At 65.1% G+C, this 24298-nt stretch carries 22 protein-coding genes and 2 pseudogenes; 11 read left to right on the top strand and 13 right to left on the bottom strand.

From position 1 onward, the window contains the following. Window positions 1-15: 15 nt before the first annotated feature. Window positions 16-402: a response regulator gene (locus QA642_RS19125; RefSeq protein ID WP_283086012.1), complete on the bottom strand. Its 387-nt coding sequence runs from the start codon at window positions 400-402 to the stop codon at window positions 16-18. A 228-nt stretch (window positions 403-630) separates the two neighbouring features. Between QA642_RS19125 and QA642_RS19120 the strand changes: the two genes are divergently transcribed. Beyond that, entirely contained in the window at window positions 631-3456 is a 2826-nt protein-coding gene (locus QA642_RS19120; protein WP_283086011.1) for a PAS domain S-box protein, read from the top strand. Here the strand turns inward: QA642_RS19120 and QA642_RS19115 are convergent. Next, the gene (locus QA642_RS19115; RefSeq protein ID WP_283086010.1) at window positions 3434-4051 is read right to left on the bottom strand and encodes a hypothetical protein; all 618 of its coding nucleotides are present in this window, start codon (window positions 4049-4051) and stop codon (window positions 3434-3436) included. The genes QA642_RS19120 and QA642_RS19115 overlap by 23 nt on opposite strands. Before the next feature lie 181 nt (window positions 4052-4232). On the opposite strand from QA642_RS19115, the gene QA642_RS19110 reads away from it, so the two are divergent. After that, window positions 4233-5231 (top strand): P1 family peptidase, encoded by a 999-nt coding sequence (locus QA642_RS19110; protein ID WP_283086009.1) that lies wholly within the window; start codon window positions 4233-4235, stop codon window positions 5229-5231. 148 nt (window positions 5232-5379) lie between these two features. On the opposite strand, the gene QA642_RS19105 is transcribed toward QA642_RS19110, so the two are convergent. Beyond that, a complete protein-coding gene (locus tag QA642_RS19105) occupies window positions 5380-6183 on the bottom strand; it encodes an EF-hand domain-containing protein (RefSeq protein WP_283086008.1) in 804 nt (267 codons plus the stop codon). A gap of 253 nt (window positions 6184-6436) precedes the next feature. Here QA642_RS19105 and rpe point away from each other — a divergent pair, with 253 nt between their 5' ends. From rpe to QA642_RS19085, 4 genes are all read left to right on the top strand, one after another. Next, window positions 6437-7138: a ribulose-phosphate 3-epimerase gene (gene rpe, locus QA642_RS19100; RefSeq protein WP_283086007.1), complete on the top strand. Its 702-nt coding sequence runs from the start codon at window positions 6437-6439 to the stop codon at window positions 7136-7138. 163 nt (window positions 7139-7301) lie between these two features. Beyond that, on the top strand, window positions 7302-7445 hold the full coding sequence (locus QA642_RS19095) for a hypothetical protein (protein ID WP_283086006.1): 144 nt from the start codon (window positions 7302-7304) through the stop codon (window positions 7443-7445). Between the two features lie 5 nt (window positions 7446-7450). Further along, entirely contained in the window at window positions 7451-7615 is a 165-nt protein-coding gene (locus QA642_RS19090) for a hypothetical protein (protein ID WP_283086005.1), read from the top strand. Between the two features lie 25 nt (window positions 7616-7640). Further along, window positions 7641-7832, top strand: coding sequence for a hypothetical protein (locus QA642_RS19085; protein WP_283086004.1), 192 nt, complete (start codon window positions 7641-7643; stop codon window positions 7830-7832). Between the two features lie 40 nt (window positions 7833-7872). Here the strand turns inward: QA642_RS19085 and QA642_RS19080 are convergent, their stop codons facing one another. The 5 genes from QA642_RS19080 to QA642_RS19060 all read right to left on the bottom strand — a co-directional run bounded on the left by QA642_RS19080 (window position 7873) and on the right by QA642_RS19060 (window position 12221). Beyond that, on the bottom strand, window positions 7873-9306 hold the full coding sequence (locus tag QA642_RS19080) for a bifunctional serine/threonine-protein kinase/universal stress protein (RefSeq protein ID WP_283086003.1): 1434 nt from the start codon (window positions 9304-9306) through the stop codon (window positions 7873-7875). A 6-nt stretch (window positions 9307-9312) separates the two neighbouring features. Further along, entirely contained in the window at window positions 9313-10053 is a 741-nt protein-coding gene (locus QA642_RS19075) for a metallophosphoesterase family protein (protein ID WP_283086002.1), read from the bottom strand. 116 nt (window positions 10054-10169) lie between these two features. Then, entirely contained in the window at window positions 10170-10775 is a 606-nt protein-coding gene (locus tag QA642_RS19070; protein WP_283086001.1) for a hypothetical protein, read from the bottom strand. Further along, window positions 10768-11439 (bottom strand): hypothetical protein, encoded by a 672-nt coding sequence (locus tag QA642_RS19065; protein ID WP_265441465.1) that lies wholly within the window; start codon window positions 11437-11439, stop codon window positions 10768-10770. Before QA642_RS19065 ends, QA642_RS19070 begins: the two co-directional genes overlap by 8 nt. Then, the gene (locus QA642_RS19060; protein WP_283086000.1) at window positions 11436-12221 is read right to left on the bottom strand and encodes a MotA/TolQ/ExbB proton channel family protein; all 786 of its coding nucleotides are present in this window, start codon (window positions 12219-12221) and stop codon (window positions 11436-11438) included. The genes QA642_RS19065 and QA642_RS19060 overlap by 4 nt, the downstream gene beginning before the upstream one ends. Before the next feature lie 201 nt (window positions 12222-12422). Between QA642_RS19060 and QA642_RS19055 the strand changes: the two genes are divergently transcribed. From QA642_RS19055 to QA642_RS19045, 3 genes are all read left to right on the top strand, one after another. After that, entirely contained in the window at window positions 12423-13793 is a 1371-nt protein-coding gene (locus QA642_RS19055) for a histidine kinase (RefSeq protein WP_283085999.1), read from the top strand. 7 nt (window positions 13794-13800) lie between these two features. Further along, window positions 13801-14451 (top strand): response regulator transcription factor, encoded by a 651-nt coding sequence (locus tag QA642_RS19050; RefSeq protein ID WP_283085998.1) that lies wholly within the window; start codon window positions 13801-13803, stop codon window positions 14449-14451. Window positions 14452-14562: 111 nt separating this feature from the next. Next, window positions 14563-14868 (top strand): hypothetical protein, encoded by a 306-nt coding sequence (locus tag QA642_RS19045; protein WP_283085997.1) that lies wholly within the window; start codon window positions 14563-14565, stop codon window positions 14866-14868. Between the two features lie 16 nt (window positions 14869-14884). Here QA642_RS19045 and QA642_RS19040 read toward each other — a convergent pair whose 3' ends face one another. Next, the gene (locus tag QA642_RS19040) at window positions 14885-15472 is read right to left on the bottom strand and encodes a TetR family transcriptional regulator (protein ID WP_283085996.1); all 588 of its coding nucleotides are present in this window, start codon (window positions 15470-15472) and stop codon (window positions 14885-14887) included. Window positions 15473-16024: 552 nt separating this feature from the next. On the opposite strand from QA642_RS19040, the gene QA642_RS19035 reads away from it, so the two are divergent. Beyond that, the gene (locus tag QA642_RS19035; protein ID WP_283085995.1) at window positions 16025-17194 is read left to right on the top strand and encodes a M20 aminoacylase family protein; all 1170 of its coding nucleotides are present in this window, start codon (window positions 16025-16027) and stop codon (window positions 17192-17194) included. Window positions 17195-17351: 157 nt separating this feature from the next. Here QA642_RS19035 and QA642_RS19030 read toward each other — a convergent pair whose 3' ends face one another. The 3 genes and pseudogenes from QA642_RS19030 to QA642_RS19020 all read right to left on the bottom strand — a co-directional run. After that, complete coding sequence (locus QA642_RS19030) at window positions 17352-19160, bottom strand: caspase family protein (RefSeq protein ID WP_283085994.1); 1809 nt, start codon at window positions 19158-19160, stop codon at window positions 17352-17354. Window positions 19161-19448: 288 nt separating this feature from the next. After that, window positions 19449-20657 (bottom strand): annotated as a pseudogene (locus QA642_RS19025) (ATP-binding protein); the annotation flags it as partial. A 135-nt stretch (window positions 20658-20792) separates the two neighbouring features. Next, window positions 20793-21302, bottom strand: a pseudogene (locus QA642_RS19020) (CHASE3 domain-containing protein); the annotation flags it as partial. Between the two features lie 217 nt (window positions 21303-21519). On the opposite strand from QA642_RS19020, the gene QA642_RS19015 reads away from it, so the two are divergent. Then, window positions 21520-22887 carry an extracellular solute-binding protein gene (locus QA642_RS19015; RefSeq protein ID WP_283085993.1) on the top strand — a complete coding sequence of 456 codons (1368 nt, stop codon included), beginning with the start codon at window positions 21520-21522 and terminating at the stop codon, window positions 22885-22887. A 69-nt stretch (window positions 22888-22956) separates the two neighbouring features. On the opposite strand, the gene QA642_RS19010 is transcribed toward QA642_RS19015, so the two are convergent. Beyond that, window positions 22957-24282 carry a hypothetical protein gene (locus QA642_RS19010; RefSeq protein ID WP_283085992.1) on the bottom strand — a complete coding sequence of 442 codons (1326 nt, stop codon included), beginning with the start codon at window positions 24280-24282 and terminating at the stop codon, window positions 22957-22959. Between the last annotated feature and the right edge of the window lie 16 nt (window positions 24283-24298).

Here is a 24298-nt window from a genome sequence, read left to right as displayed (position 1 = left end):
CTTCTTGCGGCGAGTTCAGACGGCCGCGGGCAGCTCGCCGCCGGCGCCGGCCTGGGCCTTGCGCAGCGCTTGCAGCAGATCGTTCGGCCGAAACGGCTTTTGCAGGCAGACCACGTTGGCGAGGTGGGGCGCCTGTTCCATGAAGTCGAGTGCCGTCATCCCGGATACCGCTATGACGGGGAGTCCAGGCGCACGCTCGCGCAGGGTCGCGATGACGTCGACGCCACTGGTGTCACCAAGGAAGATGTCGACGATCGCCGCGTCGAACGGCTCGTCCGCAAAGGCTTTCAGCCCCGCAGCGCCGCTCTCCGCCTCCACGACCTCGAAACGATTGACCCGCAGCACGATCGCGATCATCGCGCGGACGTCCTTCTGGTCGTCGATGATGAGAACGCGGGGCATGGGGACCAACTCCCGATAGCAAGATCGAAATCGTCTGATTTTAAACCTGGAACCCGCCGCAGCGGAGGGGCATTATGACACCGTTCAGTAAAGCGCATCTTACCCGCTGCCTATTCCTTGTTCCCATCCCAATTAAGTAAGCTCTAACCTTCGGTTGAGTCGCGGTCGCAACGGCTCGGGATTCGAGCCCAGAACCCGCTACCATGGAGCAAGGCTGCGGGACTCCGGATGAAGTCGGCGAAGATGGCGAAGACCGGTCGACGAGAGGTGGACGTGCCCACAACGATAGACCGAAGCACATTCCTTTCGACCCTGCCGGCCACCTCGACCGACCGCAGGGCAGCATTGTGGATCGTCGGCGTGTCCTCGGTCCTGTTCGCGCTGGCCGTTCCTTTCGCGGGTATCCCGCTGCTGCCGGTCCCGGCCTTCGTAGCGAGTTATCAATCCGCCCTCGCTGTCAGCGACATCGTCACGGCCGTGCTGCTGCTGTCGCAGTTTGCGGTGTTGCGTACCCGCGCACTCCAATGGCTCGCGACCGGCTACCTGTTCACCGCCGCAGCCGCGCTGGTCCATGCCCTCACCTTCCCGGGCCTGTTCGCACCGACCGGGCTCTTCGGCGCGGGCGGGCAAACCACGGTCTGGCTCTACATGATTTGGCACGGCGGCTTTCCGCTGTTCGTGCTGGGCTATGCCTGGCTGAAGGAAAAGGACGGCGGCCCCCGGGTCCAGGGCGCGATGAGCACCGCGATCTACGCGTGCGTCCTCGGCGTCATCGCCGCGATGGGCGTCTTCGCCTGGATCGTCACCACTCAGCACGATCTGCTGCCGGTCCTGCTGCGCGATGGCCGCTACACGCCGACCATGATCGGGGTCGTGTCCTTCGTGTGGTCCTTGAGCTTTGCCGCGCTCGTCTCGCTGTGGTTCCGCAGGCCGCATTCGGTGATCGACGTCTGGCTCATGGTCGTGATGTGCGCATGGCTGTTCGACATCGCGCTGTCGGCAATCGTGAACGTCGCCCGCTTCGATCTCGGCTTCTACGCCGGCCGCCTCTACGGCCTCTGCGCGGCGACCTTCGTCCTCGCCGTGCTGCTGGTCGAGAATGTCCGTCTCCAGGCGCAGACCGCGGGCATGGTCGACGCATTGAAGCGCCGATCGGACGAGGAGCGCAATTATCACGTCGAGCGCGAGCAGTTGTTCACCGCCGTCGTCGCATCCTCCAACGACGCCATCATCACCAAGTCGCTCGACGGTACCATCACGACCTGGAACAATGCGGCCGAGCGCGTCTTCGGTTACTCCGCCAACGAGGCGATCGGCCGTCCGATCGACATCATCATGCCGGAGGATCAGCGCGACGAAGTCGCCGAGAACCTGGCCCGCACGCGCAACGGCGAGGTCATCGACCAGCAGGAGACGGTGCGGCTGCACAAGAGCGGCCAGCCGATCGACGTGGTGCTGAGCCAGGTCCCGCTGCGATCGACCGACGGCAAGATCATCGGCGCCTCCAAGGTGGCCCGCGACATCACCGAGCGGAAGCGGACCGAGACCGCGCTCAACCGCGAGATCGAGGAGCGCCAGCGCATCTTCGAGACCTCGCAGGACCTCATCCTGGTCACCGACGGCTTCGGCAATTTCATCCAGGTCAGCCCCAGCGTGAAGGCCATCCTGGGCTTCAGCCCGGAGGACATGGTCGGGCACAGCGCGACCGAGTTCATCCACCCTGATGACCTCGAGAACACCCGAAACGAGATGCGCGCGGCCAGGCGCGGCGCGGTCAAGCGCAGCTTCGAGGCGCGCTACTATCACTACGACGGCCACGAGGTCACGCTGAACTGGATGGGCACATGGTCGGAGCCGGTGAAGCGCCATTTCTTCATCGGCCGCGACCTCACCGAGAAGCAGGCCGCCGAGGCCCAGCTCAGGCAGGTCCAGAAGATGGACTCGATCGGCCAGTTGACCGGCGGCGTCGCCCACGACTTCAACAACGTGCTGACGGTCATCACCGGCACGATCGGCATCCTGGCCGATGCCGTCGCCGACCGGCCGGAGCTTGCCGCCATCACCAAGCTGATCGACGATGCCGCCGAGCGCGGCGCGCAGCTGACCAAGCATCTGCTCGCCTTCGCCCGCAAGCAGCCGCTGCAGCCGCGCGAGATCGACGTCAACGCGCTGGCGCTCGAGGCCGCCAAGCTGCTGCATCCGACGCTGGGCGAGCAGATCACGATCATGCCGCAGTTGACCGAGGATGCCTGGCCGACACTGGTCGACCCCGGCCAGCTCTCCACCGCAATCCTCAATCTCGCGCTGAACGCGCGCGATGCCATGCCCGACGGCGGCACCCTGGTGCTGGAGACCCGCAACGTCTTCCTCGACGACGGCTATGCCAGCATGAATCCCGACGTCGCCGCCGGCAATTACGTGATGATCGCGGTCAGCGACACCGGCAGCGGAATTCCCGCTGAACTGATCGACCGGGTGTTCGATCCGTTCTTCACCACCAAGGAGGTCGGCAAGGGCACGGGCCTCGGGCTCAGCATGGTGTTCGGCTTCGTCAAGCAGTCCGGCGGACACATCAAGATCTACAGCGAGGAAGGCCACGGCACCAGCGTGAAGATCTACCTGCCGCGATCGAGCGGCGTGCAGGAGACCGAGTACGAGGCGCTCCAGAACGTGCCCATCGCCGGCGGCGACGAGAAGATCCTGATCGTCGAAGACGACGCCTTGGTGCGGCAGTACGTCGTGACCCAGGTCAAGAGCCTCGGCTATACCGCGCTCGAAGCCGCCAATGCGGCCGAAGCCCTCACCATCATCGACGCCGACGACAACATCGACCTGCTGTTCACCGACGTCATCATGCCCGGCAACATGAACGGCCGGCAGCTCGCCGACGAGGCGGCGCGGCGGCGGCCCGACCTGAAGACGCTGTTCACCTCGGGCTATACCGAGAACGCCATCGTGCATCACGGCCGGCTCGATTCCGGCGTGCTGCTGCTGGCCAAGCCCTACCGCAAGACCGAGCTCGCCAAGATGCTCAGGACGGCGCTGGTGAGTTGACCGGCGCGAACGTCTTGTGCGGGGTCAGGACGTTCAACACCAGGAAGACCAGTCCGCCGGCGACAGATGCGCTCATGGTGACCACCTTGGCAAGCGTCAGCGCGCTCGCAAGATGAGCCTCATCGGCGGAGACCCTGTCCGCCCTGAACAGCCGGGCAAGCATGACGTCCTCTGCGACATCGGCGATGCCGTACAGCACGCCGCTTGCGGCGAAGATGATCACGAGCCAGCGCGCAAGGCCCGTGGGCTCGAACTGAAGCAGGACCCACAGCCAGAGTGAGGCCGAGAACACCGCGATCCCCACCGCGAACACGATGTCGTTCCAGTACAGGACCGGGCTGACATAGACATCGAGCAGCGTCTGCCGATCGTCGACGAGCTTGCCGCGGAGCCTTTCTTTCACCTGCCGGACCTGATCCGCATTGTAGCCCCACGGCAGCATTCGCTCCGGAATTTTCAGATCGCCTCTAAGAGCATGGTCGATGTCGTCGCGATAAGGCTGGTTCGTGACGTAGGCGATGCCCCCGACGATAAGGCCGATGAAACTGATCGCGGGCAACACATAGCGGAGAGCATCGACCAGACAGCTCAGCATCTCCAATCTCCCATTCGATGGACGGTTGGCGCAGTCATCTCGCGACATCCTCAGATTGTTCGAGCCCGGCTGCACGGTCAAGCCGGGATCGTTCGTGGCGGCGCCGCGATTGACGGGCTCGTCCGCCGGCGGATAATGCCGCCCTTCGCATCGCAAAATCGAACGTGAGGGAATCGCCATCGTGAACAACCTGCTGACCGACATCGCCGGCGTCCGCGTCGGCCATGCCGAAGATGCGAAAATCGCCTCGGGCGTGACGGCGGTCGTGTTCGACCAGCCGGCCGTTGCGGCGATCGACGTGCGCGGCGGCGGTCCCGGCACCCGCGAGGATGCCCTGCTCGACCTCGCCAACACGGTCGAGCGCGTCGATGCGATCGCGCTGTCGGGCGGCTCGGCCTTCGGACTCGAGACCGGCGGCGGCGTCCAGGCCTGGCTCGCCGAGCAGGGCCGCGGTTTTCGCGTCCGCGAGGCGCTGATCCCGATTGTGCCGGGCGCAATCCTGTTCGATCTGCTCAATGGCGGCGACAAGGCCTGGGGGCGATTTGCGCCCTATCGCGACCTCGGCTACGCCGCGGCAGCCTCGGCCGCCGCATCCGATTTTGCGCTCGGCAGCGTCGGCGCCGGTTTTGGCGCGACGACGGCGACCCTCAAGGGCGGGCTCGGCTCGGCTTCCGCCGTCACGAGCAGCGGCGCCAGGGTGGCAGCCATCATCGCCGTCAATGCGGTCGGCAGCGTCACCGTCGGCGACGGCCCGTGGTTCTGGGCGGCGCCGTTCGAGGTGGCGGGCGAGTTCGGCGGACGCGGCCTACCGAACGCGTTCACCGAGGACATGCTGAGGATGCGCATCAAGGGCGGGCCTGCCGCAGCCGAGCGCGAGAACACCACGATCGGCGTCGTCGTCACCGACGCGACGCTGACCAAGCCCCAGGCCAAGCGCCTTGCCATGATCGCGCACACGGGTTTTGCCCGCGCGATCTATCCGGTGCATGCGCCGAACGACGGCGACGTGCTGTTCGCCGCCGCGACCTGCGAGAAGCCGGTCGAGCCGCTGGTCGGCCTCACCGAGCTCGGCATGGTTGCCGCCAACGTGGTCGCGCGCGCGATCGCCCGCGGCGTCTACAGTGCGACCGCCCTGCCGTTCCCGGGCGCGCAGCCGGCGTGGAAGGACCGGTTCGGCTAGCGCCTCACATCGGGTGTCATCGCCCGGCGAAGACCGGGCGATCCAGTATTCCAGAGACGGTTGTGATTGAACCGGAAGGCCGCGGCGTACTGGATGCCCCGCTTTCGCGGGGCATGACAGCGCAATTCGCCGAGAGAGCGCTCTTAGCTCACACACTCATCGACATGGACGAGCCGGCAGTCGCTGAGGCGCCTTGGCCCTGCCCGCCTTGCCGCTGCATCAACTGCGCGAACAGATCGTAAGCCGAATTGGCGGAGGACTTGGAGGCGCCCGGCACCGTGGTCGACATCTTGAAGCCGTCGGCATAGGTGACGGTGGTGGTGGTCGAGCCGTCGGCGTTGGTCGTCGTGGTCGAGGTCGAACCGCCGCTCGACGAGGATGAGGAATCCGAGCCGCTGCCGGAGGCATCGCCCGCGCCGCTCGCCCCATGCGCATGGCGGCCGTGATGGCCGCTCTTCAGCGCCTTCGACATCTCGTCCAGGCTGACGTTGCCGTCGGAATTGGCATCCATCTTCGAGAAGACGTCGTCGGCCTGCGCCAGATTGGTGCCGCCGGCTCCGAGCGCTTTCTCGAACTCGGACTTGCTGATCTTGCCGTCGCCGTCCGCATCGATCTGCGAGAACAGGTCCTTCAGCGCCGCGTCCCGGCTCATCAACGTCGAGGAGGTCGAGCCCGACGAGGTCGAGCTGCTCGTGCTGCCGGTCGTGTCCGACGACTGGCTCTGCGCCGCGATCAGCGCGCTCATCGTCTCCGGGGAAATCTGCGCGCAATTGCCCGAATTGACCGACGAGGCCGCGCCGCTACTTATGCTGCTGCCGCTGTCGATCGCGAACGGATTGGTCGCAGCGCTTTGCGAGGATCCGGTCTTCTGCGTCGCGGAGGACGATTTCGAGTTCGTCAGCGACTGGATCGCGTCGAGCGCGCTCGATACGGCACCAAGGGCGAACAACATTGCACAACTCCAACCGATGCGGCATGCCGCGGCCAATGTTCTGGACGTGAAGTCAGCAAGCGTCGTGCCAGCGCGAAAAGCTCAATGAAATCCGCCCTCGCCGCGTCTGGCGGGGTGCGGGAACACCGGCAATTCATGCCGGTCGCGGCAGAAATTTCCGCCCACAGGAAGCACGCCTCCCCTGCATTGCCCGGCCGAGATGCCCATGTTAGGCGGGGCCTGATCTTCCTACGGCCGCCACGGAAACCGCGCCATGAACCAAGCCTTCGCTCCCCGCCCCCTGGCCATCGCGCCCTCGATCCTGGCTTCGGATTTTTCCAGGCTCGGCGAAGAGGTGCGCGCGGTGGACGCCGCCGGCGCCGACTGGATCCATCTCGACGTGATGGACGGGCACTTCGTTCCCAACATCTCCTACGGCCCCGACGTCATCAAGGCGATGCGCCCGCACACCAAGAAGGTGTTCGATGCGCATCTGATGATCTCGCCCTGCGATCCCTATCTCGAGGCCTTTGCGAAGGCCGGCTGCGACCACATCACCGTACATGCGGAGGCCGGCCCCCATCTGCACCGCTCGCTCCAGGCAATCCGCGCGCTCGGCAAGAAGGCCGGCGTCTCGCTCAATCCGGGCACACCGATCAGCGCGCTCGAATACGTCCTCGACCTCGTCGACCTCGTGCTGGTGATGTCGGTCAATCCCGGCTTCGGCGGTCAGGCCTTCATCCCCTCCGCCATCGGCAAGATCCGCGACATCCGCGCGATGACGGCGGGCCGCCCGATCGACATCGAGGTCGATGGTGGCGTCGGCCCGGACGTTGCGGGCGCGCTGGCAGCAGCCGGCGCCAACGCCTTCGTCGCCGGCACCTCCGTGTTCAAGGGCGGCACGCAGGACGCCTACAAGACCAACATCGCCGCGATCCGCAACGCGGCGCTCGGGGCACGCGGCGAAGCGATCTGAGCTGCACTCGAAAGCTTGACGCGACAGTGCAAACATTGCGGCTCTTGCCGCAGTGCAGCGCGCAATTCGTCAAATTGTAACCAAATTCCGTACTCCTCCGGACTTCCCCGATTCGCGCAAATCACTGCAAGTGACTCCTGCCTGCTTTTGACGGGAGCACATCATGACGACGACCCTGGTATGGACTGGCGTGGCGTTGTGGCTCGGATTCAACGCTGCGATTGCGGCTCGCTGCATCTACGTGATGCGACCGGTGAAGGTCGCGGCTTCCGCCCGCATCATCCAGCTTCATCGCCGCCGGGGCTGAGCGCCATGCAGATCGCGCTCGTGAAACGCCAGCCGAAGCGCAGGTGCCGAATCCCGCGTCGCCCGCATCCGGGCCTCGACTATTTCTTCGGCCGCCTCGAACGCAGCGATGGCACGCTGGACGAGGATGCCGGGCTCGACAATCCGGATCTCGACCACTGCCACCACTGAGACTTCCTACTTCCGGAACGCCACCATGAAGCCGCACTGCCCGAACTGCCTGAAGGAAATGACCAAGGCATCCGCGTCGCGTAACCTGTTCAATTGCGAGCCCTGCCGCGAGATCATCCAGTATTTTGGCGGCAGCGCAGATCACGGCGAACCGGGCCCGCACTTCTCCTGGCCGATCCGCCGCAAGCGCGCCGTCCACACCGCTCACGCGGCGTGATCTTTTCGGAAAACCGCTTCGCATTTTTCCGAATCATGCTTTAGCCCCACACCACGCCGGCATCTGGTTTCGTCGCGGCCATCCGCGGCGGCCGCACCACGGTGACGGTGCAGCTCGCTTCCGCGGCCACCTTGGCCGAGACGCTACCCAGCCAGGTACGCATGAACGAATTTTGCCGCGCCCCGATGATGAGATGGTCGACCGAGTTCACCTCGGCGAATTCCAAGAGCGCCGTGGCGGGATCGACCGCCTCCAGCACGTGAACCGACAGCCGGCTCTCGTCGAGCTTCAGCGGCGTGGCCCAATGCCGGAGCGCCACCAGGCGGTCGATGTGCTTGTTGGAGCCCTGCTCGTCCAGCGTCTTGTCAATGGCGATGCGGTTGAGCTTGAGGACATTGACGCAGGCAAGTCGCGCCGAAGGTAACGTGGCCAGAATGCGCTCGGTGGTAATGCGCAGCGCCTCGTTCAGCTCCGGTGCGCCTTCCGCGGTATCGAGCGCGACCGCGACGATCGGGCTCGATGCGATCTGTTCCGCGACGTCGGATTTGGCGCGCGGCCGCATCGCGCCCTGATTGAAGCGGCGCCGCCAGGCGACGCTGAGCGGATCGCGCTTCAACCGCTCCGAGCGCGCGGTGAGCTTGACCTGATCCGGATGGGCGAGATCGAAGGCGAGCTGGGACGCGGTCGGATAGCGCCATACCGGCTCGATCTCGAGGCATCGCAGCACCACCTCCTGGAGCCAGGGCGGATAGTCGGCGCGCAATGCGCGCGGCGGATGCGGATCGCGCCACAGCCTGCGCCGCATCGCGCGCAGCGTCTCGCCCTCGCCGAACGGACGCTCGCCCGTGGTGAAGAAATAGAGCAGCACGCCGAGCGAGAACAGATCGCTGCGCGGATCGTCGCGCACGCCGAGCAGCCGCTCCGGCGCCATATAGGGCGCGGTGCCGTAAGGCAGGCGGAATTCCTCCTGCAGCAGATCAGGCAGATGGTCGTGGTGCGACAGACCGTAGTCGATCAGCACCGCCTCGCCGCTCTCGCGGAACATGATGCTGCTCGGCTTGATGTCGTGATGGATCACGTTCTGCCGGTGCAGGTCGGCAAGCGCGGTTGCGACCTTGGCGACGAGCTGTCGCGCCTCGTCGTAAGGCAGCGGCAAATCGGGCAGCCGCTTGTAGAGCGTGGTGCCGGCGATGCGCTCGATCACGACATAGGCCTGATGCGCGAAATCGCCGGTGCCGAAGCACGAAGGCACGTGGGGGCCCGCGAGCCGCGGCAGGATCATCATCTCCATCTCGAAGGAGACGATCGCGGCAGGGTCTTCGCCCTCCGACACCCGCGGAATCTTCATCAGCAGCGGCACGTCGATGCCGGGATGGGTGACGGTCCACAGCGTCGCCATGCCGCCGGCATGGACGCATTCGCCGATGGTGTAGCCGTCGATGACGGCGCCTGATTTGACCAGGGGTTTGGGCATCGGCCTCTAGCGCCCCTGCGACAGCCGGTCAGCGAGCCAGTGCGGCAGGCCGTTGTCGCGAATCCGGCTCGCGGCCGCCTCGATGTCGTAGGGCGCGCGGCAATACGTAATCTCGCGGGAGACCGTGTCGAACAGCACGAAGGCCGCGGATGGATCGCCGTCGCGGGGCTGGCCGACCGAGCCGAGCACCGCGAGCCATTGCCGTCCGCGCAGCAGCGGCACGGAGACATCGGTCTTGGGCACGAGGCTCGTCATCTTCGCCGTCACCGACATCGAATAGAGTGCGGGGCGATGGATATGGCCGCAGAACGTGACATGGGCGGGCGTCGCGATCAGGCTCTTGGCCGCATCCGCCGTCGAGCGGACATAATGCCAGCGCTGCGGGCTGGAGGCTTCAGAGTGGACGTAAAGGCGCTCCTTCTCGTCGACCACCATTGGCAGCTCGGCCAGGAACCGCCGCTGCGCGACGTCGAGCCGGCCGCGCGTCCACTCGATCGCGATCTGCGCCTCGGCATTCATGGTCTCGGTCGTGGTGTTGACGGCCTCGTCATGATTGCCGCGGACAGCGATGGCGCCCTCCGCGACCAGCGCCATCGCGGTCTCCACGACCCATTCGGGATCGGCACCATAGCCGACGAAATCGCCGAGCAGCACGAACCGCTCCGCGCCCTTCGCGCGCGCCGCCTTCAGGCAGGCCTCGAACGCCTGCCGGTTGCCGTGGATATCCGAGAAGACAGCGAGAAGCACGCACCCTCCACCCTCAAACCTTATTGGGAGCCGATAAAGCCAATTTGAGGGACGTCAACAAGATGCGCCAGCTGGGTGCGGTTTTCCAGCGTGCCCCTGCTGCGATGGTGAAGGGCCTATTGCTCGTCCTTCGGCGGCATCCGGGGCGGCGGAATCGGGGTGAACACGGCGCCTTGCGCGCCGGCCGGAGGGGCATTGAACTCGCCGGTCGAGGAATCGCCGCCGCTGGTCTCCATGATGGTCTTGGGCGTCACATATTCCCGGACCATGTCGATCAGGCTGCCATCGCCGCCGCCGAAATCGGCGGCGCGGCCGCCCTGCGGATGCCCGGCCGCGATCTCATTCTCGGCCGCATGGGTCTTGTCGGCAAGCCGATCGTTGTAGGGTACGCGAAAGGCGCGCGGGATGCCGCTCGGTCGATTGTCCTCATCGAGCTGCTCGACCCAGAGATAGATCGAGCCGGGATCGCCTTCCAGCGAATGCGGCTCGACGATGCGCGCCTTCAGCAGCTTGAAGGTGGTGGGCAGCCGGTCCGTGCTGGCCCAGCCGAGCAGCCCGCGCATCTCAGTGAAGCTGACGACATAGAATGCGCTGGTCACGACCACCGCGATTGCCTTGAACGACCAGTGCAGCCGGGCATAGACCAGCACGACCAGCAGCAGCGCCCCGATGACGGCGTAGGCGATCGACAGCGCCAGGATCACCGTCTGCAAATCACTCACGGCGCACCCTCACCCGGGTCTTCGGATCGACATCGGCGCCGTTGCGCCAGCTGCTGCGGAACGTCTCCAGCAGCGATTTCGGCCGCTGGTCGACATTGACGACCTTGCCTTCGGCATCGAGCCGGAACCGCACCGCGGTCTTCTCGTCGCCGGTGTGGTCGAGCGTGAACTTGTTGTCGAAGATGACCTGCGCGGTCGGATTCAGTTTTTGCACCTTCACGTTAGCGGTCACAGGCTCACCGGTGGTGGCGACGAAGTGCGAGACATTCACCGTGTATTCGCCGGCGAGAATGCCGCGCACGGTGACGATCTCCTCGCGGATGGGCGAGGCGATCTTCTTGCCGGCGACCATGATGAAGTCGTTGGCGCCGCCGCGGTCGTCGCGGTCGAGCGTGAGGAAGCCGGCCTCGCGGTGGCGATACCAGGCGATGTTGCCGGCGGGATCCTGCACGAACAGGTCGAGATCGTCGGGGTGGTTGTCCGGCCAGTCCAGCGTGATCATGAACTCGGCCTTGGAGTCGATCTTGCCGTCCTTGGCATCGGGCGAGATCGCGAGCAGCGCCAGGAAGAACAGGAACGCGATCACCTGGAGCGCCTTGAACAGCATCACGCCGAGCGGATCGAACGGCTCCTCGCGCGGATAGAGACCAAAGTCATCCATCATGACGAGGTTCCAGCGCCTTTGATTCCAGCGCCTTGGCGCTCGAGGACCGGCGTCACATAGGTCTCAGTCAGCACCACCGCATCCGAGAACACCCGCTGGGTCGCGGCATCCAGCATGTAATACTGGATGCGGACCAGGATCGAGCCGACAAGGCCGGCGAGCGTCGTGTACATCGCGACCGCCATGCCGTCGCTCATCAATCCCATGGAGGAGCGCATCGCGACCTTGTCTGCGGCGTCCAGTCCCGCGATCGGCGCGAGCATGATGATGAAGCCGATGATGGTGCCGAGCAGGCCGAGCTTCATCAGCGTGTCCGAGACGAAGGCGCCGAAGCCGTTGGAGCCGCGCAGCCGATCGGCGAGCGTCCGCAGCAACAGCGTCTGGTCGACCGGCCGGTAGTCCTGTGCCGCGGCCTTGGTGACCAGGCTCTCGATGTGATCGCGCACCAGCCCGCGTGGCAGCGCCGCCGCGCGCGCATCGAGCAGCTTGCCGCCGTCGGGCGCAGCGAGCGCCGCCCGGCAGCGCCGCGCCGCCGCGCCCTCCCGGGCGATCGCCCGTGTGCGCAGGAAGCAATGGCCGCAGGTCAGGACATAGAGCACCGCGATGACGCTGGAAATGTAGGTGCGATCCGAGGTCAGCATCAGATGGATCAGGCCGAACCGCCACAGCAGCACGACGGCGAAGACCGAAAGCCCGGTGAAGATCATCCAGAACAGCAGCGCGCTGCGCTCGGACGGGTCGGCAGCAGACCCTGCAATTGGTCCAATCGTCATCGAGCTCATGCTGCACTGCTCCTCACCTTGCAAGCACTGGCCTGCAACGATTCCTCGGCCATTAGATCAAAGCCACCGCGCCCCGTCCAAAGAGCCATGCCCAATCCGGATTGGGAAATTTGCCCGAGCTGTGATCCGGTCCAAACCCCGCAATTGGCAAGGACCGGCTGCATTGTTAGGCTGAGCTTATCAAACGTCGGGGATGATCGCATGCGCCTCGTGCTTCAGCTTGTCGCCCGTCTGCTTCTCATCGTGGTGCTGTGCCTGGGAGCAGCGACCGTGTGGGCCACGTTCGATGCCTATCGCAGCGTCGACCGGGCGACCGCGGCGTCCGCCCAGCGGGTCGCGCAGGCGCTTCAGGCACTGTATTGGCACGAGTTCTTGCTGCGAAGCAGCAGAACGCGCGAGCAGCTCCTGCCGGTTCCCGAGTGGCGCACGCTGGAGATGATGAAGCTGATCTCGCCCGGTGTCTGCGTCGAGTTCCAGCCGGCCATCGCATTCGAAAAGCCGCTTTGCGGCCAGAGCCAGGGCATCGGCAAGACGCCGCCGCGCTGGTTCGCCTCGATCGTGCCGACCTTCCTCGGCAGCCATGCCGAGGTGGTGCGGCCGGTCAGCCCCCGCGCCGCGTCGGCCGGAACGGTCGTCGCAACGCCGGATGCAGCAGCCGCGATCTCGCTCGCCTGGGAGTACATCCTCAACGTGATCGACGTCGCGCTTCTGATGGCGGCGGCGATCGCGATCCTGGCCTCGCTTGCGATCGCGCATGCGTTGGCGCCAGCGCGCGCGATCGTCACCGCGCTCCAGCGCATGGCACGCGGCCAATATCGTACCAGGCTGCCGCGCTTCCGCTCGATGGAGCTGGCGATGATCGGCAACGCCGTCGGCGAACTCGGCGGCCGGCTGGAGGAGGCCACCGAACAGCGCGCGGCGCTGACGCGGCGACTGATCGAAATCCGCGACGACGAGCGCCGGGCGCTTGCCCGCGAGCTGCATGACGAGTTCGGGCAGAACCTGTCGGCGATCCTCGCCTTCGCCAACACCATCGAGACAGCCGGCGCGAGGGACCGCAAGGACAACAGCATCGCGCAGGACGCGCGCATGATCTCGCAGGCCACCCATCATCTGATGGCATCATTGCGCGATGCCTTGAAGCGGTTGCGCAATCCCCTGCCCGAGGAGCTGGGGCTTGAGGCGAGCCTCGTCAATCTCGTCGACAGCTGGCGCTCGCAAAGCGCGGCGCGGCCAACGATCCAGCTCGACGTCAAAGGCGATCTCACCGACATCAGCGGCCCGGCCGCCACCACCGCCTATCGCGTCGCCCAGGAATGCCTGACCAACGCGCTGCGTCACAGCTCCGCGCGCGAGATCTCCTTGCGTGTCGAGCGGCGCGCGGGCGAGGACGATGCACTGCTGATCAGGGTAGAGGACGACGGCGGCGGCGATGCGGAACGGGTCGCGCAGTCGGCCGGCTTCGGCCTCACCGGCATCCGCGAGCGCGTCACGGCCGCCGGCGGATCGCTGTCGATCCTGCCTGCGCGCGGCGGCCTCAGCGTCGCCGCCACCATTCCGCTCGCCGCATGAGGAAGGCATGAACGAGGTCGCGGCAACAGGCATCTCGGTTTTGCTGGTGGATGATCATCCGATCGTGCGGCAAGGCTACCGCCGTGTCCTGGAAAGCCAGGGCGATCTGGTTGTCGTGGCGGAGGCCGACAACGCCGCGGATGCTTACGGCGCCTTCAAGGCGCACGACCCTGACGTCGTCGTGCTCGACATCTGGATGCCAGGCGCGAGCGGGCTCGAAGCGATCCGCAACATCCGCGCCCGCAATCCGCGCGCGCGCATCCTCGTTTTCACCATGCATAACGAGGCGGTGCTGGTGAAAGCCGCCTTTGCCGCCGGCGCGAGCGGCTTCGTCACCAAGAGCAGCGAGCCGTCCGCCGTCGTCACCGCGATCCGCAGCGTCGCCCGCGGCGAGCGCGCCATGAGCGACGACATCGCGCACATCCTCGCCGAGGACAGCCTGTCGTCAGGCTCGGCGCTGGACCAGCTGGGCGAGCGCGAGATCGAGATCCTGCGCCAGTTTGCCGGCGGCGCCACGACAGAGCAGATCGCGGCGCATCTCAATCTCAGTGTGAAGACGGTCCAGAACTATCACTATCTGATCAAGACCAAGACGGGCGCACGGACGGATGCCCAGCTCGTGCGGCTGGCGGCGAGTTGCGGGCTGACGAAAATCTAGCAGCGGGGCTGCCGCTTTCCTCACATCGCTTGGCGATCTTGAATCTGCCCAGCGGGATGGAACGGAGGCCATCCAGCTCCGGTTAGTAGTGGAGTGGAGGAGTAAATCGCCATGCGCAAGGCTCATCACAAGGCAATCGACCATCCCCCGATCATCACTGTAGGCGAGCTCATCGACGAACTTTGCCGCCTGCCCGATACGGCCGTCGTTCACTTCCGCTGCCCCATGCTCGAGCAGGAGCTGACATTCTACCGCCTTCGAAAGCGATCAAAGGATGCCGTCGAGATCGCGGTCAATGCATATCCGGAGAGCCCGCCGGTCGTGCCATCAGCCAACGGCGGGATGCACCCGCGCAGGCACGCGACTGCCTCGCCCGCCGTTCGGGAGAGCGCGCTTCTTCACAAGGCGAGAGGGTAAGTCAGGCGGTCGCGGTCTAGCAGGCCTTCAACCCGCGCAGCACCAGTGCCAGCGTCGCATCAACGCGCGCAGGCAGCTCCGCATCCTTCCACTCGTCGGCATGGGCCGGATGGTGGAAGCGGCAGGTCGCATCGAACAGCGCGCGCGCCGTGGTCTTGACGTCGTCCACGGCAAACTCGCCCCGCTTGACGCCGTCGGTCAGGATCGCCGCGATCTGGTCGATCATCGTGTCCTTGTGGCACTTGACCGCCGCGCAGGCCTCGCGCGCCAGCGTCAGGTAGGTCTCGAACATCTCGGGATCGTCGAGCACGCGCGAACGCTTGGCGGCGAACAGCGTGCGCAGCCAGCGGTCGAGCCTGTCGGGCGCAGGGCCCTGCTCCCTGGCGATCGCCAGGAGCGGAGCGTCGATGCGATCGAGCCAGCGTTTGGCAACGGCCTCGCGCAGCGAGGCCTTGCTCGGGAAATGGCGATAGACGCTGCCGTGGCTCACATCGAGCGCACGGGCAACGTCGACCACGGTGGCCTTGGCAAGTCCGTAGCGCCGCAGAACGTCCTCGGTGACTTCGAGGATCCGCTCCGGCGTCAAGACAACGGCTTCATTCATGCCAGCACCTTGTTCCCGTTCAGGGTTCATCCGGCGATAGGGCTGCTTCCGAAGCGCCCGTGCCGGTCGTTTCGGAAAGCTCTCGCCTTAATGAGGCAGTTTTGCAGCCTGCGCCGCGATCTGGCGCGCCACCAGCAAATTGAGCCAATGCCCAATCGCGCCGGTGAAATTGAGGATTTCGGTCGTCATTTTCTTAAGTCTCCATTCGTCCGCGGTCTCCACCCCCAAATCACGCCCCTCGGTCCGGTGTTTTGGACGTCGGGCCCCCGGGATGGGATGACCACGGGACGCCCAATCGGGGCGTCCGGGAAGGGATATACACGTCTAGATAACAGATTTCAATATCTGTCAGTCAATGATCCGTGACTGACAGTTAATTTTTGCGGCCCGTCCCCGGGCCATGGTCGGGAACTGGCAAATCGGGCCGCCGCCAGCGCCATCCCCGGCAAACCTCGTCCCGCCGTCTGTTTCGCCCTCCCCCTCCGCCAAATCCGGGCGTAGAAAGCCGCTTCGCTCATCCGGGCGCCAAGACCACAGAAACGGACTCCCCCCATGCCCATCGTCAACCGCGTTGCCGCCCTCACCGACGAAATGGCCGCCTGGCGCCATGACTTCCACGAGAACCCGGAGTTGCTCTACGAAGTCCACCGCACCGCCGGCATCGTCGCCGACAAGCTGCGCGAGTTCGGCTGCGACGAGGTGGTGACGGGCATCGGCCGCACCGGCGTGGTCGGCGTGATCCGTGGCCGCAAGTCGGCTTCGGGCAAGACCATCGGCCTCCGCGCCGACATGGACGCGCTGCCGATCATGGAAACCTCGGGCGTGCCCTACGCCTCCAAGGTGCCCGGCAAGATGCACGCCTGCGGCCATGACGGCCACACCGCCATGCTGCTCGGCGCCGCCAAATATCTCGCCGAGACGCGCAATTTCGACGGCACCGCGGTTCTGATCTTCCAGCCCGCCGAGGAAGGCGGTGGCGGCGGCAAGGCCATGGTCGAGGACGGCCTGATGACGCGCTGGAACATCGAGGAGGTCTACGGCATGCACAACATGCCCGGCCTGCCCGAAGGCCATTTCGCCACGACGGCGGGCGCGATGCTCGCCTCCTCCGACAACATCCAGATCATCGTCAATGGCAAGGGCGGCCATGCCGGCGCCGGCCCGCACAAATCGGTCGACAGCGTCCTGATCGGATCGCAGATCGTGGGCGCGCTGCAGTCGATCGTCTCGCGCAATGTCGACCCGCTTAAATCGGCCGTCATCTCGATCACCCAGTTCCACGCCGGCACCGCCTTCAACATCATCCCGGAGGTCGCCGAGCTCGCCGGCACCGTGCGCACACTCGATCCTGAAGTCCGTGATCTCGTCGAGCGCCGCATCGGCGAGGTCGCCGACAGCGTCGCCCGCGCCTATGGCGGCTCGGCCGAGACGAAATACACGCGGATGTATCCGGTGACGATGAACCATGCGCGCGAGGCCGGCCTTGCCGCCGACGTCGCCCGCGACATCGTCGGCACCGAGCGCGTCAACGACAAGTTCGTTCCGATGATGGGCGCCGAGGACTTCTCCTTCATGCTGGAAGCGCGTCCCGGCGCCATGGTGCTGGTCGGGATGGGTGACGGCAACGAGTGCCACCACCCGGCCTATGTCTTCAACGACAACATCCTCGGCCACGGCGCCTCGTTCTGGGTGCGCATGATCGAGACACGGATGCCGGCGTAGCTGACGCCGCAATTTGCAAATCTTGTAGCCCGGGTGAGCGACTTGTCCGCCATAGCTCGAAGAGCGAAGTCGGCAGCGACGCCCGGGACACGTCTCGCACGATTTCAGTACGGCCGCGGATGGTCGCTCCGCTGATCCGAACTACGATTCCGCACGATCAATTACAGACCTCGTAATTGCCGCTTCCAACGGCGGCGTTATATCTTCCGGGCGTGGCCCCGGCCACGAGCCTGCATCCTTTCTGCACCGGACGACAGCCTGCCGAATTGCAGACAATCTGCCCGCTCGCTTCCGGCTTGGACGGCGCAGCTTCGGTTGCCTTCCGGTCCGCGTCCCGCCTCCTCGAATCCTCGCGCGTGGCGACCGGCTTCTTCTCCTGGATCTTCTCGCACTCGTTGTCGTCGCCGACGCGATAACCGGCACGGCAAGTGATTTTCACGCATTGATCGCCGTCGGCCTTGAAGCCGAAATTGCACACCAGCGGGCAGACCCGCCCCGGCTTCGCCTTCAGCGCATCGAGTGCGTCGACGCCGGCAAGCTTCACGCCGAACTGGGTGCCGGCGTATTTGTTGAAGAGCGTCAGCGAACGCTGCGATGTTGCGTTGCAGTCGCCGTCGGCGGCAGCGGAAAGGCAGCCGACGCGGCGCAATTCGCTTTGCACGGATTTCGTGAGGTCGACCGCAGACATTTGTGATGTCGGCCCGGGCGAGAGCGCCGCGACTTTTTGCTCGACCTCGGGCAACTGCCGGTCGGCCGCCGGCTTTGCAGCCTGCTCTGCCCTCTCCGCCGCCTGCTTTGCAGCGAGTTCGGCCTTGGCCTTCTCTGCCGCCTGCTTCTCGGCCAGCGCTTTCGCAGCCGCCGCCTCCGCCGCCTTGCGCTCGCGTTCGGCCGCTTCGGCCTTCGCCTGCTCGATCTCCTTCTTCCTTTCAGCCGCGATCCGGGCATCCTCGGCCGCCTTGGCCGCCGCGACCGCCTTCTCCTGCTCCGCCTTTTGAGCCCGCTCGGCAATGAGCCTTGTCTTTTCCTGCTCGGCCGCCCTGGCCTTTTGCTCGGCCGCCACGCGCGTTTCTTCGGCGCCAATCTTGTTCAACTGGCCCTTGGCGAGGTTGGCGTAGAACCCGTCCGGGTAGGCCGCCAGAAACGCTTCCCAAGCGTCACGCGTGGCAAGCTGAAGCGCGAGCTCATAGTCCCTGCGAATGGCATCCTGCGGGTTGGCCTGGGGACCGGTTGCCGCTGGCCTGACGACGAGTGGCACGTCGTCGCCGCCGAGCGAGCCGTAGACATAAGGCTCCTGCTTGTAGCCGGTCGCCTTGAGCACGTCGTCGCGCACGAAGCCGAAGGCCTTGCGCAGATCGAGTCCGGGCTTGGGCAGGTGCTCGACCAGCGCAGCGGCGAACGGGCTGTTTCTGGCATCGCCGTCCGATGCGGTCGATCCCGCCTTGGCTGCGAACGCAATCATGGTGTTGGGGCTGGTCGGCTCGACCTTGGCGAGGCCGCGTCCGATCGCGCGCGAGGCCAGCGTGCGCTTCATCGTCTTCGCGAATGGGTTGTCGCGGCAGGCGTCCAGGATGATCAAGCGCAGCTGCTTGGCCGGCTCGACTGCGAACAGCGCACGCTCGACCGGAATGGTCTCGTCGAGAACGTCGCCATCGGTCTCCAGCGTGGCGTCGATCGGAATGAGATAGTTGTTGCCGTCGAGCTCGATGCCGTGACCGGCGTAATAGATCACCGCCATGTCCGCATCGCGCGTCCTGCCGGCAAACTCGCGCAACATGCGCCGCATCTCGCTGGCGCTGAGATCCAGCCTGACGTCGACGGAATCGAAGCCGGCCTTCTTGAACATGCCGCCGACCAGCGTGGCATCGTTCACGGGATTGCCGAGCTTGGGCGCGCTCTTGTAGGCGGAATTGCCGATGATGAGCGCGACCCGCCGGTCGGCATGCGCCGATCCGCAGGCAAGGCTCATCGCAAAAATCACAAAAGCAAATAGCCGAACCGGAATCACTTGCGTCCCCCGGATGCAATTCCATGAGACTATTCGGAGTATGCCCGAATGCCAATTCTTCCCTATGTGACAGTCGTCACATAAGGTATTCGGACAGCTTGCTGATCGTGCGGCGAAGCGTCGCCGTTCAGTCCGGCCGGGCCGAGCTCTGATGCCGCCTCACTTCCTGCGGTTGCACCAGGGGCCGGATCACGAAAGGCGCGTGCGGCGTAGCCGCGTAACCGCAAAAAAATAAGTTACGCGGCCCCGTCAGCGGGCCACAGAGCGCAGGCCCGTTGGCTCGTCCGCCTCCAACAGGCGCGACTTGGTCTCGTCTGACGCAAGAGGCAGGGTGAACTGAAAGACGGCGCCCCGAGGCTCGTTTGCGCCGGCCCACATCCGCCCGCCATGCGCCTCGATGATCGAGCGGCAGATGGCGAGGCCCATCCCCATGCCTGTTGGCTTGGTGGTGTAGAAGGCATCGAACAGGGACTCGACATTCTTCGGATCCAGTCCCGGACCAGAATCCCGCAACGTGACGTGAACGCCGTTCGATGCATCCCCTTCGGTGCTGATCAGCAACTCGCGTCCTCCCTCGCCGGCTGCAGCCATCGCCTCGATCGCGTTGACAATCAGGTTGAGCAACACTTGCTGAAGTTGAACCCGATCTGCCTGAATAGGCGGCAGGCCTTCGGAAAGCTGCGTTCGCACCGAGACTTCGTGCTTGAACGCCTCGCTGCGTGTCAGCGCGATGACCTCAAGCACCGCCTGGTTGATCTCCATATCCTCCGTTTGCGAGGGCGCGTTCCTGATCATCGCCCGGATCCGGCCGATGATGTCGCCGGCGCGCATGCCGTCGCCGGCGATGCAGTCGAACGTCTGTCGAACCCGCTCCAGATTTGGCGGTTGAGCCTGCAGCCAATTCAACCCGGCCTCGGCGTTCGCCACGATCGCGCCAATCGGCTGGTTGACTTCATGGGCTATCGAAGCGGTGAGTTGCCCCATCGTGGTGACGCGACTGGCGTGCGCTAGCTCCATCAGGACTTCACGGTAGCGCCGCTCGTGCTCGCGGCCTTCGGCCTCCGCCCGCTTGAGAGCCGTCAGATCGAGGACAAAGCCGACCCCTTGATCCCCGCCTTCTGCAAGCATCGTCCCGCCGATCAGAACAGGCACACGGCTTCCGTCCTTCCGCACATACTCCTTCTCGAATGGGTGGGCCGTCCCGACCCGCTTCAATTCCGCCACGGTTTGTACGTCGCGGTTGCGCCATTCCGGCGGCGTCAGGTCGAACCGATGCAGGCGCCCGGAGGTGAGGTCATCCCGGTCGTATCCCACGATGCGCAGGAATGCATCATTGGCCTCGAGAATGCGCCCGTCGACCTCCCAGATGATGATGCCGATGATGTTGGCATCGAACAGGCGTCGGATCTTGATATCCCGCGCTGCAAGATCGCTTTGGAGTTGAATGTTCTCCTCGGTCGCCCGTCTGCGCCGCTTCGCTTCGAGCCGCGCGAGCGCCAACGCTGCTCCCGCCAGCGCAACGATGAGGACAACGGCGCCGGCGATCAGCCAGATCCAGCGTTGCTCGAATGCTTCGGCGTGCGTCTCCCGGTCGGCGAGCCGAAAGCGCTCGTGATCCATCATCTGGTCGATTTGCGAGCGGATCTCATCCATGCTGCGGATCATCGCCAGCGCCGCCTGCCCGGATGTGCCGGCGGTCTTCACCATCTCGTCGATCTCGCGCAGCTTGGCCGAAACGGTCAGCGCCAGATGTTGAGCGCGCAGACTCTGCAACGGATCGTCCGCAACCAGCGCCTGGAGCGCCTGCGCCTCGCGCCGCACACCTTCGTCGGAGACGCCGTAGGCTTTGAGATAAGTGGGGTCGAGGGTCATTAGATACCCGCGCCGTTCGGTCTCCAGCTCGGCGGTGAGCGCGCGCAAGCGATCGAGCGTTTCGAGCACCTGGCGGCTATGCCCGAGCAGGTCATGGGCCGCCTGCCGCTCCTGCCGATATTGCAGGCCGAGAAACGCGGTCGCGGCAAACAGCGTCAGAAGCGCCACGACCGCCACGATCAGCGGACGAGCAAGCCATCGCAAAGACGGGACCCGAGCACGGACTGACATTGGCCTTGGGTCTTTGGTGCCCGTGTGACTGCGCGTCTTCTGGTGTCGACGCCAGAGCATGATAGAATAATAGCATGGTTAGGTGGGTCGCGAACCCGACATTCTCGTCCCCAAGATTACACCGGTTTGGCCGTCAGTCGTCGCGCGAGGGCCGCAACATCACCGGTATGGCTCGCTCGCGTGTCGCGAATGATTGCCCGTCGCAGGGAGAGCCAGCATGACATACGCACAGAGCGGTCGAAAGCCGACCAGCCGTCGCAGCTTCGTTAGGGGACTGGGGGCGGCGGGCGCAGTCTTGCCGGCCCTGGCCGCGCTGCCGCGGTGGAGCTTTGCCGAGGATCGCGCTGCGACGTACGCCAACGCGAACATCGATCGGCAGCAGTTTGCGGGACAGACGATCACCCTGGCGGGCGCGATCCATCCCTGGTCGAATGCGATCACGCCGCTGCTGCCGGAGTTCACCAGGCTCACCGGCATCAGCGTCACCATCGATTTCCAACTCGAAACCACATTCCTCGGCGCCTTAGCGATCAGGCTCGCCCGCGGCAGCACAACGCCCGACGTCTTCATGTTCACGACCTATGGCCAGGGCATCTTAGGAGGATGGCTCGAGCCGCTGAACGGCTATTATTCCAACAGATCGCTGACCGATCTCGGCTGGTATGACGAGAGCGACCTGCTCAAGACGGCTCGGGCCTTCCCGCTGTGGTCTGACGGCGAACGGTACGCCATACCGATCACCTCCGAGGCGATGACCATGTTCATCAACGGAGACGCGCTGGCGGCCAAGAACCTGCCGGTTCCGCAGACATTCGAAGAGCTGCTTGTGACCGCCAAGGCGCTCAAGTCCAGCGAGATGTCGGGGATCGCCATGCGGGCCCAGGCCAGCGGCAATTCCTCCCCGCCGGCCATGGGCTTCCTGTTCTCTTACGGCGGCGCCATGGTCAAGGACAACAAGGCCGTGTTCGCAAGCCCCGAAGCGATCGCGGCCGTCGAGATGTACGGACAGCTGCTCAGCCAGGCCGGACCTGGCGGCGTCGGCAGCTACGAATGGTACCACGTGCTGGACGACTTCCTGCAGGGGCGGGCTGCACTCGCGATCGACAGCAGCAATTTCGCGACCGACATCTCCAATCCAGCCAGGAGTCGCGTCGCGAAGCAGGCCCAGTTTGCGGTCTTTCCGCGTGTCCCTGGTCGCACACCCGTCCCCTTCATGTCGCACTGGCAGGCCTGCATCAATTCCAAATCACGAAACAAACGGGCGGCTTTCCTGTTCCTGATCTGGGCGACGAGCAAGGCGACCTCGCTGCAGACTGCTGCAGCGGGGCTGGCGACGACACGCGTGTCGGCCTGGTCGAGCGACGGCTTCAAGAAGGCGTTCGGCTCGCAAGCCGCCGAGGCGGCGCTGACCAACTTGCAGAATGCCGACGTCGATCGTGCCAAGGCTATTCTTTTCCATCCGCAATCGAGACCGATCCTCGACGCCTTCATGATCGGCGTCAATGAAGTGGTCAACGGTGCGAAATCGGCGAAGGATGCGATGACAGGCGCAGCCGAAAGGGCCAATGCGGCGATCCGCGGGTAGCGGCGAGGCGTTGTCCAATCGGAAGAGCTGGCCACGGCAGAAAAGCCGCCAACCCACCTTGTGCGGTGTTCATCCCTGATATTGCAGCACGTGCATGCCCGCGTTCCAGTCGGAGACGAACATCAGCCCGTCGGGCCGGACATAGGCGTCGCAGGTCTTGGCTGCGAGCGCGACGTTCGGGCGCGGATCGACCAGCTTCTTCGGCGTCGGCGGCACCCAGTAGGCGATCTCCTTCGGCGAAAAAGCGTCCTTGATGTCGAACACCCTGACGCCGGCATTGTTGTAGGTCGCGTAGATCGTCTCCTCGCTCTGGAACGAGCCCGGGCGGTTCTCGTGCAGATTATGCGGGCCGAAGGTGCCGTTGCTGCAGAAGTCGCGATCGCGCGGCGTCGGCAAGGTCGCGATCGGCACCGGATTTTGCGGCGCGCGCACGTCGAGCACGAAGGTGTGGAACAGGCCCTTGGCGCATTGGTCCGCGTTGGCTTCATCCGCGACGACCGCGAGTTGGCGCTTCGGCAACGGCAGCGGCGTATGCGTGCCGCCCGCGAAGGGCGGCGACCAGTTGATGTGGGACAAGAGTTTTGGATTGGTGGGATCGCTGATGTCGTGGATGGTGAAGCCGCCGTCGCGCCAGGCGGCATAGCCGCGATCGCCCGCCGTGATCATGTGATGCAGCGCAAAGCGCTTGCCCTTCGGCGTCGCCGGCTCGCCGCCCGCGCGGTTCATGCCCGGCAGCCACCATTTCGCGACGATCTCCGGCTTCGTGATGGTCTTGAGATCGACGATGCAGAGGATGTGGTCGGTGAAGCCGTCGAAATGCGCCGACACATAGGCATAGCGGCCGCCCGGCCACCACAGCCGGTTGATGCCGAAGCCCGGCATTTCGAGGAACGCGATCTCGCGCATCTCGCCCGGCTTCGAGATGTCGTGGATCGAGAGGCCGGAACGGAATTTCTTGGCCTTGGTGATGCTGTCGGCCAGCGTGTTCTCGAAATAGCCGCGCATGCTGTCGTAGGACTGCATCGCAACGATGTTGGCGCCGTTCGCAAGCAACAGCATGTCTTCCGCCACCTGGAGATGGTGGGTGCGGGTGTATTGCCCTGCGGTGAAGAAGTTGACCGGCTTGAGCGCACGTGGATCGGATGCATCCAGGATGGTCACGCCGTCGCTGAACATGTGCCCGACATAGACGTGCTGGCGGTTGAACATCACCTGCACGCTGTCGGGCCGCCCGCCGATGTCGCTGTAGGAGATGTGCTTGATGCCCTTGCCGATACCCTCTTGGGGAATGTCCGTCTCCGACGCCGACGCGGACCTCGGCCATGCAGGCAGCGCGGCGGCTCCGACCACGGCCGACAATTGCTGAAGGTGCCGGCGGCGCGAGAATTGAGGCATCGTTTTCCCCCAAGTT

The sequence above is a fragment of the Bradyrhizobium sp. CB2312 genome (assembly GCF_029714425.1).
Lineage (GTDB): Bacteria > Pseudomonadota > Alphaproteobacteria > Rhizobiales > Xanthobacteraceae > Bradyrhizobium.
Note: the sequence above shows the minus strand (reverse complement) of the source record. Positions and strands in the feature narration are given on the sequence as shown.

Coding starts and splice junctions, on each gene's coding strand:
- QA642_RS19060 (WP_283086000.1), bottom strand. CDS start 12,221: ATGAGCTCGATGACGATTGGACCAATTGCAGGGTCTGCTGCCGACCCG.
- QA642_RS19010 (WP_283085992.1), bottom strand. CDS start 24,282: ATGCCTCAATTCTCGCGCCGCCGGCACCTTCAGCAATTGTCGGCCGTG.
- QA642_RS19095 (WP_283086006.1), top strand. CDS start 7,302: ATGACGACGACCCTGGTATGGACTGGCGTGGCGTTGTGGCTCGGATTC.
- QA642_RS19090 (WP_283086005.1), top strand. CDS start 7,451: ATGCAGATCGCGCTCGTGAAACGCCAGCCGAAGCGCAGGTGCCGAATC.
- QA642_RS19105 (WP_283086008.1), bottom strand. CDS start 6,183: ATGTTGTTCGCCCTTGGTGCCGTATCGAGCGCGCTCGACGCGATCCAG.
- QA642_RS19065 (WP_265441465.1), bottom strand. CDS start 11,439: ATGATGGATGACTTTGGTCTCTATCCGCGCGAGGAGCCGTTCGATCCG.
- QA642_RS19030 (WP_283085994.1), bottom strand. CDS start 19,160: ATGAGCCTTGCCTGCGGATCGGCGCATGCCGACCGGCGGGTCGCGCTC.
- QA642_RS19120 (WP_283086011.1), top strand. CDS start 631: ATGAAGTCGGCGAAGATGGCGAAGACCGGTCGACGAGAGGTGGACGTG.
- QA642_RS19035 (WP_283085995.1), top strand. CDS start 16,025: ATGCCCATCGTCAACCGCGTTGCCGCCCTCACCGACGAAATGGCCGCC.
- QA642_RS19050 (WP_283085998.1), top strand. CDS start 13,801: ATGAACGAGGTCGCGGCAACAGGCATCTCGGTTTTGCTGGTGGATGAT.
- rpe (WP_283086007.1), top strand. CDS start 6,437: ATGAACCAAGCCTTCGCTCCCCGCCCCCTGGCCATCGCGCCCTCGATC.
- QA642_RS19015 (WP_283085993.1), top strand. CDS start 21,520: ATGACATACGCACAGAGCGGTCGAAAGCCGACCAGCCGTCGCAGCTTC.
- QA642_RS19045 (WP_283085997.1), top strand. CDS start 14,563: ATGCGCAAGGCTCATCACAAGGCAATCGACCATCCCCCGATCATCACT.
- QA642_RS19055 (WP_283085999.1), top strand. CDS start 12,423: ATGCGCCTCGTGCTTCAGCTTGTCGCCCGTCTGCTTCTCATCGTGGTG.
- QA642_RS19115 (WP_283086010.1), bottom strand. CDS start 4,051: ATGCTGAGCTGTCTGGTCGATGCTCTCCGCTATGTGTTGCCCGCGATC.
- QA642_RS19085 (WP_283086004.1), top strand. CDS start 7,641: ATGAAGCCGCACTGCCCGAACTGCCTGAAGGAAATGACCAAGGCATCC.
- QA642_RS19125 (WP_283086012.1), bottom strand. CDS start 402: ATGCCCCGCGTTCTCATCATCGACGACCAGAAGGACGTCCGCGCGATG.
- QA642_RS19080 (WP_283086003.1), bottom strand. CDS start 9,306: ATGCCCAAACCCCTGGTCAAATCAGGCGCCGTCATCGACGGCTACACC.
- QA642_RS19040 (WP_283085996.1), bottom strand. CDS start 15,472: ATGAATGAAGCCGTTGTCTTGACGCCGGAGCGGATCCTCGAAGTCACC.